Raw genomic sequence first — 15,459 nt, 5'->3', positions numbered from 1 at the left:
GGTGTCGAAACACCATCATCCTAGATCGGAAAACTGAGACTTTGGTCTGAGACTAAAGACTCGAAGATAGTGCGACTATAGTGCAATCGACCACTAGACTGTGGTCTCGCTGATCGTGCGACTTAGTGTACTCGCGTACAGGTGCTCGAACTCGCATAATCACCAAACAATTGGCCCGGGGGGGCCCATCTAACAGTCCTGGACATAGCTCCGGCAGCGTACCCAGTCGGCAACGCACTTCACTCGTGCGGGGGCGAAGCTTTGTCAAAGGCTCAAGGCAACTATTGGAGGGTGGCATGGTACAATTTATTCGCTCTGACCTGGAATTCATCTTGCAACAGATCATTATTGCGGAGCGAAATGCTGCGGGCGAAAGCCTGTCTGACATCTTGCCAAGCGCCCAGTTGCCATTCGGGCTGCGGACAGTCGATGGCTCGTTCAACAATCTGGCCCATCCCGAATTCGGTGCTGCGGACCTGGCGTTCCCGCGCTTGACTGACGCCTCGTTTCAACCGGCGGAGGCGGGCACCAGCTACGCTGTTCCGGGCGCCCTGGTCGTTGATTCTGAACCGCGAACAATTAGCAACCTGATCGTCGATCAGACAAATAACAACCCGGCAGCGCAGGCCGCAGCTAGTCAGAACCCGGGATCAAGCACCGTCATAAGCCCCGGGTTGGATGGGATCTTCGGCACAGCAGACGATGTCCCCGTCAATTTCATTCCAAACATCACACCCGATGTGGGTCTGTCGGCACCGTTCAACGCCTGGATGACCTTCTTCGGACAGTTCTTCGACCATGGTCTCGATCTGGTGACCAAGAGCCAGAGCCAGACCGAAATCGTCTTCATTCCATTGAAGGAGGATGACCCGCTCTTTAGCACAGCGCCTGGCGCCCTGAACTTCATGGTCCTGCAACGTGCTGCCGGAGGGCAGGCCGCGACCAACACGACTTCGCCCTTCGTCGACCAGAGCCAGACCTACGCCTCGAATGCCTCACATCAGGTGTTCCTGCGTGCCTATGAGCTGAATGCCAATGGCGATCCGGAGGCGACCGGCGCACTGATCACCAACCGCGACCTTGGCGCTGATGGCCGGTTCGGAACGGCTGATGATCTCGAGATTGGCGGCATGGCGACCTGGGCTGTTGTCAAGGCGCAGGCGCGTGACATTCTCGGCATCAATCTCACCGATGCCGATGTCGGCAATGTGCCAGTACTGGCCGTTGACGCCTATGGCAATTTCTTCCGGGGACCCAATGGGTTCCCCTTGGTCATGATGACCGACGGCAGCTTCACCGAGGGTAATCCGGATGCTCCGATCAGCCTTGCGGGCGCTGCCCGTACCGGCCATGCCTTCCTCAACGACATCGCGCACAGTGCCGATCCGACTGGCAAGACCCCAGATGCAGATGGCGTCGTCAACACTGGCCCGCTTGCTGCCGGCGATTACGACAACGAACTTCTCGACGCGCATTACATCGCCGGTGACGGCCGTGTGAACGAAAATATCGGCCTTACTGCCGTACACGCCGTATTCCACTCGGAACACAATCGCCTTGTCCAGCAGACCAAGGACGTAGCCTTGGCGACTGGCGATGTCGCCTTCCTGAACCAATGGCTCGATACGCCGCTGGATCCAGACACGACAACATTCCCGCTGACGCAGGCCCAAATCGATGCACTCGACTGGAATGGCGAACGCCTGTTCCAGTCTGCGAAGTTCGGCACCGAAATGCAGTACCAGCATCTGGTGTTCGAAGAGTTCGCCCGCACTGTCCAGCCCCAGGTCGATGAATTCCTGGCACCAAACGGTTATGACACCACGATCAACCCGGCGATCCTTGCGGAGTTCGCCCACACGGTTTACCGGTTCGGCCATTCGATGCTGACCGAGACGGTCGATCGCTACGACCCTAACTTCAACACCGTCGGCGGCGACCCGCAGCTCGGCCTTATTGCGGCCTTCCTCAATCCGCTGGCCTATGCCGCAAGCGGCGTGACGCCCGAAGAGGCGACCGGTGCGATCGTACGTGGCGTCACCCGCCAGGTCGGCAACGAAATCGACGAATTTGTCACCGAGGCGCTGCGTAACAACCTGCTCGGCCTGCCACTCGACCTGCCGGCACTGAACATTGCACGCGGCCGGGATACCGGCATTCCCTCGCTCAACAATGCGCGGGCCGAGTTCTTCGCCATGACCGGCGACAGCCAGCTCAAGCCCTACATCAGTTGGGCCGACTTTGCCGGCCATCTGAAGCATGCCGAATCCCTGATCAACTTCATCGCCGCCTATGGCACGCATACGTCGATCACCAGCGCAACAACACTGGCTGGCAAGCGCGCGGCTGCAACCCTGATCGTCCTTGGCGGCGCCGGAGAACCGGGGGACCGCCTCGACTTCCTGAACGCGACTGGTGCGTTTGCCGGTGGCTCGCTTGGCGGCCTCAATGATGTCGACTTCTGGATTGGCGGCCTTGCCGAAGAAAAGATGCCGTTTGGTGGCATGCTTGGCTCGACGTTCAACTTCGTCTTCGAGACCCAGCTTGAATCGCTGCAGAACGGCGACCGCTTCTACTATCTGTCGCGCACAGCCGGCATGAATTTCGCGGCCGAGCTGGAAAACAATTCGTTCGCCAAGCTGGTCATGCTGAACAGCGATGCGACGCACCTGCCGAACGCGATCTTCACGACGCCGAACTTCACGCTCGAAGTCGATCAAGCCCGACAACACACCGGGCTCGGTCTCGATGGCCGCGCGGATCCGACCGGCGGCATCGAGATTAATGGCATCGAAGTCGTTCCGCTCGTCATCCGCGATAATCCGGCGACGGCGACCGCCGACACGAACTACCTTCACTACACCGGCGAGGATCACGTCGTCCTCGGTGGCACCGAGGGCAACGACATCATCATCTCTGGCGACGGCGACGACACGCTCTATGGCGATGGCGGCAACGACCGACTGGAGGGTGGCTATGGCAATGACACCATCCTCGGCGGCGCTGGCGACGACATCATCCAGGACCTGGGTGGCGACGACCGGCTCGAAGGCGGCGAAGGCAACGACGTCATCCACGCCGGCAACATGATGGTCGGCGGTGCTGGCAACCTCATTCTGGGCGGCGCTGGTAAAGATTACATCGTCACGATGGAAGATATCTCGACCACCTTCGGTGGACAGGGTGACGACTTCATTTACAGCGCCAAGACCAGCCTGCCACCGACCGGCAACGAAGGTGACGACTGGATCGAGAAAGGCACGCAGGACGGCGCCCCTGGCGACAACTTTGCACCCCTACTGGCTGACAACGTCATCGGCAACGACATTTTCATCGGTGGTGGCGGCTTCGACGAATTCATCGGTGAAGGCGGCGACGACATCTTCGTCGGCAGCGACGCTCAGGACAAGATGGACGGCATGTCCGGCTTCGACTGGGTTACCTACAAGAACGACAACCAGGGCGTCACCGTCGACCTGACGCTGGCCGCACTGGCCCAGCCCCACGGCGAAACGCCTGCTGCCAACACCGGCGTTGTCCAGCCCGTGGCTGCCTCACCGGCTTCAATCCTCGACCGCTTTGCCGAGGTAGAAGGGCTGTCCGGCTCACGCTTTGCCGACATCTTGCGCGGCGACGATGTCGACGCGGTCACGATCCTCAACCATGGCGGTGCCACGGGCGGCGTGCTGACCAACGTCGCCCTGATCGACGGGCTATCAGCACTCTTGAGCCAGGCCGGGCTCTCGCCTGCGGGCTTTGCCACCGGCAACATCATGCTCGGCGGCGCCGGCAGTGACCTGCTCGAGGGCCGCGGCGGCGACGACCTGATCGACGGTGACCGGTGGCTGAATGTGCGCATCAGCGTGCGGGCGAATGCCGATGGCACGGGCGCGGAGATCGCAACTTTCGACAGCATGGTCGCTCCGCAACTGCTGCAGAACATGCTGAACGGCGTCTGGAATCCCGGTCAACTCGTGGCGGTGCGCGAGCTGAAAGACGATGATAACAGCTTCGATACCGCGATCTTCTCCGGCAACAGGGCCGACTACACTGTCACGACAACCAATGGCATCACCACCGTCACCGACAATGTCGGCACGGATGGCACCGATACGCTTGTCAATGTCGAGCGGCTGCAATTTGCCGATCAGACCCTGACGCTTCCGAACGGCATCGGTCAAAACATCAACCCGACCGGCCAGCTCGCCCTCCTTGACGCAGAAACCAACGCAGCCGACAACACACCGACCTCAGGACAGCTCCTGCGAGTCTCGATCGCGGGGGTAACCGACGCTGACACCGGGCCCGGTGCCGTCAACGGCATTATTCCAGGCTCCATCTCCTATCACTGGCAGTTCGAGGCGACCCCTGGTTCGGGCATCTTCGAAGACATCATCCTGCTGCCACTGGGCGATCTGGCTTTCCAGAGCGCCGATGGCACGACGTTCCGGGTCACCCCCGATCTAGTCGGATCGTCCCTGCGCGTGAAGGCGATCTTCACAGACGGCCATGGCGTTACCGAGACAGTGTTCTCGGCTCCGACGGTGGCGGTCGCTGCGGGGGCTCCAGCTCCCACACCAGTCGCCCCGATCCAGGTCGCCGATGCAACAGCCGGCGGCGAGGGCATCATGCTGGTGCGCTCCGACCTCAACTTCATCCTCGACCAGATCAAGATCGCGGAGGCGAATGCTCTCGGTACGCCACTGACCTCGCTGCTGCCAAATGTGCGTGTGCCGCTCGGCCTGCGCACCGTCGATGGTTCCGGCAATAACCTGCTGAACCATAACCAGAGCGAAACCTTCGGGGCGGCCGACAATACCTTTCCGCGTGTGACCGAACCTGTGTTCAAGCCAGCACAGGGTGGCACCTCCTATCAGGACACAACCGATACCTTCGTCATCGATTCGCAGCCGCGCACGATCAGCAATCTGGTGGTCGACCAGACCATGAACAACCCTGCTGCGATCGCAGCGGCGCTACGCAATGCCGGATCGGAGAATATTGCGGCGGATTCCGCGGCAGTCACGACTGCCTACCAGGCACTCAACACGGCGAAGGCCGGCACCGACCAGGCGGCGATCACGGCAGCGCAAGCCAACTTCGATGCAGTTGCAGAGAGCCTTGGCCTGACGGTCGTCACCAGCCCCGGCCTCGACGGCCAGTTCGGAACTGCTGATGACAAGCAGGTCTTCGAAATTCCGAACATCGCCCCTGATGCCGGACTGTCCGCGCCGTTCAATGCCTGGATGACCTTCTTCGGTCAGTTCTTCGACCATGGTCTCGACCTCGTGACCAAGGGAGGCTCCGGCACGGTGTTCATCCCGCTCCAGCCGGATGATCCGCTCTTTGTCCCTGGTAGTCCAACAAACTTCATGGTCCTCACCCGGGCCACTAACCAGCCAGGTGCGGACGGGATTCTCGGGACGGCCGACGACATTCATGAGCACACGAACACCACCACGCCTTTCGTCGACCAGAACCAGACCTATTCTTCTCATCCATCGCATCAGGTCTTCCTACGTGGCTATGAGCTCAACGCCGATAATGAACCGGTGGCAACGGGCCGTCTGATCACCAATCGCGATTTGGGCCTCGACGGAAAGTTCGGTACTGCCGACGACACCGAAATCGGCGGCATGGCCACCTGGAAAGTGGTCAAGGCCCAGGCACGCGACATCCTCGGCATCAATCTCACCGATGCCGATTACGACAACGTGCCGCTGCTGGCGACCGACGCCTACGGCAATTTCATCAAAGGGCCGAACGGCTTCCCACAGGTCGTGATGAAGGGGCTGGACGGGATTGGCGGAACCGCTGACGACATTCTAGTAGAAGGCGATCCGCTTTCGCCGATCTCCCTGACCGATGCAGTACGCACCGGCCACGCCTTCCTCAACGACATCGCGCACAACGCCGTACCGGTCTTCAGTGGCGGTGTCCTTGTTCCCGATGCCGACACGGATGCCGGCAATGCCGTTGCCTTCGGGCCGGGCGGCAACAATCTCGAGTATGACAATGAGCTTCTCGACGCGCATTACATCGCCGGCGACGGCCGCGTGAACGAGAATATCGGCCTCACCGCGGTCCACGCGATCTTCCATTCCGAGCATAACCGCCTGGTTGAGCAGACCAAGAATACCGTGCTGGCGTCGGGTGACGTCGCCTTCCTGAAGGAGTGGATCATCCTGCCAGAGGGCGAAGACATTGGCACGTTCCCGACGACAGCAGACGAGATCGCGGCCCTGCAATGGAACGGTGAACGCCTGTTCCAGACCGCTAAATTCGGTACGGAGATGCAGTATCAGCATCTGGTCTTCGAGGAGTTCGCCCGGACCATCCAGCCGAATGTCGATCTCTTCTTCGCGCCAACCCAAGTCTACGACGTAGACCTCGATCCGTCGATCGTCGCAGAGTTCGCGCACACGGTTTACCGCTTCGGTCATTCGATGCTCACCGAGACGGTCGACCGCTTCGATCCGAATTTCGATGTCGTCGGCGATCCAAACAGCGCCAACGCGGATCAACAGCTCGGCCTGATTGCGGCCTTCCTGAACCCGCTTGCCTTCGCAGCCAGCGGCACCGATCCGGAAGAGGCAGTCAGCGCCATCGTCCGCGGCGTCACCCGCCAGGTAGGAAACGAAATCGACGAGTTCGTCACCGAAGCTCTGCGCAACAACCTGCTCGGCCTGCCGCTCGATCTTCCCGCGATCAACATCGCGCGCGGTCGTGATACCGGCATTCCATCGCTGAACGAGGTGCGCCGGCAGATCTTTACGGCAACCGGCGAGGTGCAGCTCAAGCCCTACACCAGTTGGGCGGATCTGGTTCAGAGCCTGAAGCACCCGGATTCGCTGATCAACTTTATTGCCGCTTACGGCACGCATGCCGAACTGCTGGCGGCGGACGTCAATACCATGGCCGAAAAGCGCGCCGTGGCGACGGCCCTCGTCCTCGGCGGTTCGGCAACGATCAACGCCGGCACAGCCAGTGAACGCATCTTCACCGCTGACGAGGCAGATCGCCTCGCCTTCCTGAACGCGACCGGCACCTATGCCGGTGGCTCGCTTGGCGGCCTCAACAACGTCGATCTCTGGATCGGCGGTCTCGCCGAGGAAAAGATGCCGTTTGGTGGCATGCTGGGCTCGACCTTCAACTTCATTTTCGAAAACCAGCTCGAAAAGCTGCAGGATGGCGACCGCTTCTATTACCTTGAGCGCACCGCAGGTCTCAGCTTCAACGCGGAACTCGAGAGCAATTCCTTCGCCAAACTGATCATGGCGAACTCGACCGCCACGCATCTTCCTGGTGTCGTCTTCACGACCCCTGGCTTCACGCTCGAGGTCGACCCGACGAAACAGCATACCGGGTTGAATGAGGCTGGGCCGGATGGCATTCAGCTTGATGACCCCAATACATTGGTGGACGAAAGCGCCGACAACGTTGTGGGAGCTGATGGCATCGCGGGCAATTCCGACCCGACAAACGGCGATCCTTTGCTTCCCCTCGTTATTCGCGACAACCCGGATACTGCCGGGCCTGACAGCAATTATCTCCGCTACACCGGAGACCAGCATGTCGTTCTCGGTGGTACCGACGGCAACGATATCATTCTGTCGAGTGAAGGCGACGACACCGTCTGGGGTGATGCCGGCAACGACCGCATCGATGGCGGCGACGGCAACGACCAGCTTCGGGGCGGATCCGGCGACGACATCATCACTGACACGGGCGGTGACGACAACATCCAGGGTGGCGACGGCAATGACGTCCTCCATGGCGGTAACGGCGTCAACCTGATCATCGGCGGTTTCGGCAGCGACTTCATCGTCACCGGCGAGGACGCATCCGAGGCAATTGGCGGCCAAGGCAACGACTTTATCCTGGGCAGCAAGGCCAACGAACAGGATATGGGCAACGAAGGCGACGACTGGATCGAGAAGGGCACCTCAGATGGAGCGCCTGGCGACAATTTCGATCCCCTCGGCAATGACCCAATCATCGGCAACGACGTCTTCATCGGCGACGGCGAGAACGACAAGTTCAACGGCGAAGGCGGCGACGACATCATGGCCGGCAAGACCGGCCTGGGTGACCGCTTCATCGGCGGCTCCGGCTACGACTGGGCGATCTACAAATACAACGACACCGGTGTCTATATCGACATCTCCGATCGCTTCTTCGATCAGCCGGCGGTGCCGGGAGGATCGACCTCGCTCAGCCGCTTCGACTTTGTCGAAGGTCTCTCCGGTTCGAGATTCGGAGACGTTCTCCACGGCGATGACTCCGATGCCACGACCCTGCCAACCGCAGGCGCTACCGGCAGCGTGCTGACCAACATCGACCTGATCAATGGCTTGCGGGCACTGCTTCCCCCCGGCGCGACCTTCTTCGATGGTGGCAACATCATGCTGGGCGGCGGCGGCAGCGACATCATAGAGGGCCGCGGCGGCAACGACATCATCGATGGCGACCGGCACCTGAATGTGCGCATCAGCGTGCGGACCAATATCGATGATCCGGCTACGGAAATCGCCTCCTTCGACAGCTTGGAACCCATGGTTCCGTTCATGCTGAACGGCACCTATAATCCCGGCCAACTCGTCGTCGTTCGCGAGATATTGACTGGAACGGCAGCCTTCGACACAGCCGTGTTCTCAGGCAGGCTTGCCGACTACTCGGTCACAACGGTCGGCGGTGTGACGACGGTGACGGACAATGTTGGCACCGACGGCACCGATCGGTTGACGAACATCGAACGGCTGCAGTTCTCCGATGGGTCTTTGGTCCTCGGCGGCACGAATGCCGCGCCTTCCGGTGTGATGTCGATCCTCGATGGGGGAGGAACACCTGTCGAGACCGCTGCAACCGGTACGGTATTGACGGTTTCCTTGGACGGTATCACGGATGCCGACAATGAAACCACCAACAATCCGACCGGGACAATTGCCGGACCGGTCGACTATTTCTGGCAGGTCGAAACTGTTCCCGGGACAGGCGTCTATGAGGACATCCTCACCTTCGGCGCAGGCGAAGTCGAACGTGCCCATGGCACGAGCTTCAAGGTCACCGATGCGGAGGCCGGACTTAACCTGCGTGTGCGTGCCATCTATCAGGATGGCAACGGAACGCTCGAGCAGATCTACTCGGCACTGCCGTTAGTACCCGGCGTCGGCGTTACCCTGGTTGGCACGCGTGCCGCGGACACTTTGACCGGCACGGAGTTTGCGGACACGATTACCGGCGATCGTGGCGATGACACGATCCTTGGCCTTGGTGGCGATGACACAATCGACGCCGGCCGCGGGGCCGATACTGTCGACGGCGGCGATGGCGACGACACCATCCTTGGTGATCGCGACAACGACACCCTCAATGGTGGGGCCGGGGACGACAACATCGACGGCGGTCGTGGTGATGACACCATCAATGGCGGCCTTGGAAATGATGCGATCCTTGGTGATCGCGGCAATGACCTGATCATCGTTGGTTCCACCGAGGGACGTGACATCATCGACGGCGGCCGCGATACAGACACCGTCCGCATTGTAGGCGACGCAAGCGCGGAAGCCTTCCGGGTTTATGCCCGTGCCAATGCGATTGCGGCCGGAATCACTGTCGCGGCAGCCACCGAGATCGTGGTCACGCGGGGCACCGCGGTGGTCGCCGAACTTGCCAACATCGAGGAGATCCAGATCACCGGTGGCGGTGGTGGCGATACCTTCCAGGTCATCGGCAATTTCGCGGCGACAACGTTGTTCACCAACACGATTACGATCGATGGTTCATCAGGTGACGATACGGTCGACATTACTTCGCTGACGTCGGCGCATCGGATCGTCTTCACTTCCAATGGTGGTCACGACACCATCATTGGCACCCTGCGTCCGCAGGATGTGATCAAGCTTGCACCTGGTGCGACATTGGCCGACTACACGTCGACGACGGCCAACGGCATGACAACGATGTCGAACGGGACCCATTCGATCACGTTCGCCAGCGCGGGCACGCCGACCTTTGAGGCCGACGCCGGCAGTGGCGGCGGTAGCGGTGGAAACGGCAATGGGGATAATGGTGGGGGAGGTGACACCGGCGGAGGAGGCAACGATGATCCGGCAGGCAACGGCGCCTTCCATCTGACTGCCAGTGACCTCACAGCCCTGAAGAACCTGGTGAACGGCCTGGAGGGCGGCGAAGATAACGATGCGGTTGGCATCCGTGATCTCGAAGGCACCGGCAACAATCGCGCGCACCCAAACTACGGGTCCGCCGATCAGCCGTTCATCCGTCTGACGGATGCGCATTTCGGTGATTACAACGACAGCACTCACAACCGCGATATCAACCCGCTTTTCAACGGGCTGGACCCGCGCGCGATCAGCAATGCGCTTGGCGCCCAGGAGGCAAACCTGGCTCCCAGTGCAGAGCATGCCAACAGCTTGTTCACTGCCTTCGGTCAATACTTCGACCATGGTCTCGACTTCCTGCCGAAGGGCGGCAACGGTACGATCCAGATCGGTGCACCGGGCGCCGGACATACGCCCGGCACCGACAACCCGGCGGATCTGACGCGCGGAACAGTGGCCGGCTTCGATGCCAATGGCATTCCGGAGAACCTCAACAAGACCTCGCCCTTCGCCGATCAGAACCAGGCGTACGGCTCCGATGAGCTCGTCGGTCAGTTCCTCAGGGAAGGCGACGGCAACGGTGGATTCAGCGGCCGACTCCTGGCCGGTGCGCCCGATCCGTCCAACCCGAACTTCAACCTGTTGCCCAACCTGCGTGAACTGATCATGCACCACTGGGCCAACAACACGGTCTTCACGGCAGCTTCGTTGCCGGGCGGCCACATGGCCTTCCGCGACTATTTCGCCGGGCTGGTCGATGCAAACGGCCACATCAATGAGGCAATGTTGCCGCAGATGAGCTCGAATTTCATGGGCAGCGGTTTTGCGCTGCTGCTCGACACCAACCCGTTCGTCAGCCTGCTCGATCACTATGTAGCAGGCGACGGTCGGGCCAACGAGAACATCGCCCTTACGGCAATCCACACCATCTGGGCCCGCAACCACAACTTCCATGTTGCCGGGCTACTCGAGGCTGGCTTCACCGGCACTGCCGAGGAACTCTTCCAGGCCGCCAAGGTGATCAACGAGACCGAATACCAGCGCGTCGTCTACACCGACTTTGTCGACAAGCTGCTGGGTGGCATGAAGGGTGATGGCGAGCATGGCTTCAATGAGTACAACCCCGACGTCGATGCCCGCGTATCGCACGAATTCGCAACCGCGGCCTATCGCTTCGGTCACTCGTTGATCGGCCAGAACCTGACCGTGATGGATGCACAAGGCCATCCGACCCAGGTCGCGTTGTTCGACGCCTTCCTCAACCCGACGAACGACGCCAGCGCGTTCACAGCCCCATTGCCTCCCGGCTACGTGCCGCAGCCGGGCTATGAACAGCTTGGTATCAACGGCGTCCTTGCCGGTGGTGTCGTGCAGGCGGCAGAAGAGGTCGACGTCAACATCGTCGATGCAGTCCGCAACGATCTGGTGCGTACGAGCGCTGACGTGTTTGCCTTCGACGTTGCCCGCGAATGGGATGTCGGCCTCGGCTCGATGAACCAGATCCGCGCGGATCTCCTGGCATCGACCGATCCCTATGTGCATGAGGCGGTCGGCTTTGCCGGCGACCTCACGCCCTATACCTCCTGGGAAGACTTCCAGACCCGCAACGGCTTGTCGGATACGGTCATCAGCCAGTTCCGTCAGGCTTATCCAGACCTCGTACTGCAGGCAGGCGACATCGCGAAATTCAAGGATATCAATCCAAACATAGAAGTCACGATCCAGCCGGATGGAACCGGCGTGGTCAAGGGCATTGACCGTGTCGACCTGTTCGTTGGCGGCCTTGCAGAAAAGCACATCAACGGCGGCGTCGTTGGGCAGACCTTCTGGGTGATCCTGCACGAGCAGCTGGACCGCATCCAGGAAGGCGATCGCCTCTACTATCTCGAGCGCGTGGAAAATCTCGACTTCTACGACATCGTCGAGGAGCAGGGCTTCGCCGCAATCATCGCTCGCAACACCGGGCTGACCAACCTGCCGGAGAATATCTTCGGAACGAACCCGCAGGACGATCAGGACGATGACGACGACCAAAACCAGGGCGGCGGTGATGATGACGGCAACACCGGCGGCGATGACGATGGCCAGAATGGCGGCGGTGATGATGGCGACGACGACGACGATCAGAACCAGGGTGGCGATGACGACGACGATGGCGATGACGACGGCCAGAATGGCGGTGGTGATGACGGCGGCGGCGACGACGATCAGAACCAGGGTGGCGATGACGATGATGACGGCGACGACGACGGCCAGAATGGCGGCGGTGATGACGGCGGCGGCGACGACGATCAGAACCAGGGTGGCGATGACGACGACGATGGCGACGACGACGGCAGCTCGGGCGGCGGCGATGATGACGACAACTCCTCCGGCGGCGATGACGACAACTCGTCTGGTGGGGACGACGATGACGACGGCACAACGCCGTTGCCGGTTGCGGCACGGACGTTGATCGGGACAGTGGCTGCGGATGTGCTGCTTGGTGCCGGTGGTGCCGATACGATCCTTGGTGGTGGTGCCGGTGATATCGTGGTCGGCGATGCCGGGTCGGATATCCTCAAGGGTGAGGACGGTGACGACGTGATCACGGCCGGTGACGGCGACGACAGCGTCACCGGTGGTGACGGCAATGACGAGCTGCATGGCGGGTCGGGTGACGACATGCTGTTCGGCAATGCCGGTCGCGACATGATCCATGGTGAGGGCGGCAACGACTTCATCGAGGGCGGCGCCGGTGAGGATCAGGTCTGGGCCGGTGCCGGCAACGACACGGTGATCGCGTCTGCCGGCGACGGCGACGACCAGTACTGGGGCGGCGACGGCAACGACACGCTGGATTATGCGGTGGCGACGGCGAACCTGACGGTGGACCTCGGCAACGGCTTCATGCAGCGCGGCCAGGTGTCCGGAGGCACAACCGGGACGGATGTGGTCTACGGCTTCGAGAACGTCGTCACCGGCTCCGGCCACGATACGATCACGGCCACGGCCGCGGTCAACATCATGGACGGCGGGCTTGGCAACGACACCTTCCGCTTCCTGTCGGCGGGAGCTGCAAACGGTGACACGATCCACGGCTTCCAGCCTGGCGACAAGATCGACTTTGCGGCGATCGACGCCAATACCGGGGCGGCGGGCGTGCAGCACTTCTCGCTGGCATCGGGTGGTTCGCTGACGGCGGCCGGCCAGGTTGTGGTCACGCATGAGGTGCTTGATGGCAACGAGTTCACCGTCATCCACGCCAATGTCGACAGCAACACCGATGCCGACTTCGTGCTGATGCTGAAGGGCAACTACAACCTGACGGCCAGCGACTTCAACGGCGTCTCCTGAGGGGACGAGCGCGCCTCCCCGACCGGGTGATCCCGGTCGGGGGCTTTGTTGTTCAATGCGCAGGATCCGATGCCTGGTGATGGCCAGGATCCGCGCCGCTGATGTGGGGGCATGCGATGACGAAGAAGAAGAGCGAGCCGCAGTACAAGATCACGGGATTGCGCGGCATCCTTGTCTATCTGTTCGGACTGTCCGGGATCATCAACATCCTGGCGCTGACCGGCGCCTTCTACATGCTGCAGATCTACGACCGGGCGCTGACCAGCGGCTCGATCTCGACGCTTGTGGCGCTGTCGATCCTGGCGATCAGCCTCTACCTGTTCCAGGGGATGTTCGACATCATCCGCTCGCAGATCCTGATCAGGCTCGGCGCCCGGCTGGATGCCGAGCTTGCGCCGATTGCCCACAAGGTGGTGATCGAGATGCCGCGCTACGGCTACTCGACCTCGGAGGCGATGGAGCGCGGCCGCGACGTCGACACGCTGCGCGGCTTCCTGTCGAGCCAGGGTCCGGTGGCGCTGTTCGACCTGCCGTGGATGCCTGTTTATCTGGTATTCGTCTGGCTGCTGCACCCGATGCTGGGGATCCTGACGGTCGGTGGCGCGGCGGTGCTGACGGTGCTGACCATCGTTGCCGAGCTTTTGACCCGGCGGCATTCGCAATCGATGATCAAGGCCTCGGTGGCGCGCAATTCGGTGGCGGACTCGAACGCCCGCAACAGCGACATCATGCATGCGATGGGGATCACCGGCCGCGCCGTCGAGCGCTTCGAGAAGGCCAACCGCCGCCACCTCGACTGTCAGACGAAGACGTCAGACATCGGCGGCACGCTGTCTGGACTGTCGAAGGTGCTGCGGATGATGCTGCAGTCGGCGATCCTCGGCATGGGCGCCTATCTGGCGATCCGCGGCGACCTGTCATCAGGTTCGATCATCGCCTCGTCGATCGTCACGGCGCGCGCGCTTGCCCCCGTCGATCTGGCGATCGCCCAGTGGAAGGGCGTGGTCGGTGCGCGTCGCAGCCATCAGCGGCTGAACGAGACGCTGGCGGTGCTGAACGACAAGAGCGGCTATGTCGAGCTGCCGGCCCCGCACGAGAGCCTGACGGTCGACAACATCACGACGGTGGCGCCGACGAGCGGCGCGGTGCTCTTGAGCGAAGTCAGCTTCACGCTGAAGGCCGGGCAGGCGCTTGGTCTGATCGGTCCGTCGGGTGGCGGCAAGACGACGCTGGCGCGCTCGATCCTCGGTATCTGGCCGGTCCTGCGCGGTTCGGTCCGGGTCGACGGAGCCGACCTCAGCCAGTGGAACGAGGCCTTCTTCGGCGAGCATGTCGGCTACCTGCCGCAGGACGTGGCGCTGATGGAGGGGACGATTGCCGAGAACATCTCGCGCTTTGCCGAGACACCGGATGCGCGCAAGATCATCCGTGCGGCCAAGGCCGCCGACATCCACGAGATGATCGTGCACCTGCGCGACGGCTACCAGACGGAGCTCGGGCCGCACGGCACGGCGCTGTCGGCCGGCCAGCGCCAGCGCATCGGCCTGGCCCGCGCCCTCTATGGCGATCCCTTCCTGGTGGTGCTCGACGAGCCGAACTCCAACCTCGACGCCGAGGGCGAGGAGGCGCTGACCAAGGCGATCGCCAAGGTGCGCGAGCGCGGCGGCATCGTCGTCATCGTTGCCCATCGCCCGAGTGCGCTGGCCGCCGTCGACATGGTCGGCCTGGTGCAGAACGGCCGGCTGGCCGCCTTCGGACCGAAGGACGAGATCATCCAACCCGCCGCCAAGCGTCCGCTGGTCGTCGGCAAGACGCCGCCGGCTGCCGGTCGCGACCGGATAGCCAACGCCGCCGCCGAATAGCGGCCGGCGGATGACAGGTGGGATTGAGCAGGGATAGGAGGTGGCATGAAAGTGCCGCATCCTTAGAAGGAACGGATCACTGAGATGCAGATGGTTATCGAGGAACAGTCACGCTTCCAGCCTTTCGGCTTATCCTG

2 protein-coding genes are annotated in these 15,459 nt (G+C 61.8%); both read left to right on the top strand.

The features are described from left to right. The first annotated feature begins 296 nt into the window (after positions 1–296). Complete coding sequence (locus JNB88_RS31475) at positions 297–13,460, top strand: peroxidase family protein (RefSeq protein WP_220358897.1); 13,164 nt, start codon at positions 297–299, stop codon at positions 13,458–13,460. A gap of 116 nt (positions 13,461–13,576) precedes the next feature. Next, the gene (locus tag JNB88_RS31470; RefSeq protein ID WP_220358896.1) at positions 13,577–15,322 is read left to right on the top strand and encodes a type I secretion system permease/ATPase; all 1,746 of its coding nucleotides are present in this window, start codon (positions 13,577–13,579) and stop codon (positions 15,320–15,322) included. The last annotated feature ends 137 nt before the right edge of the window (positions 15,323–15,459 follow it).

Source organism: Rhizobium cauense (assembly GCF_019511525.1).
Taxonomy (GTDB): domain Bacteria; phylum Pseudomonadota; class Alphaproteobacteria; order Rhizobiales; family Rhizobiaceae; genus Rhizobium; species Rhizobium cauense.
Note: the sequence above shows the minus strand (reverse complement) of the source record. Positions and strands in the feature narration are given on the sequence as shown.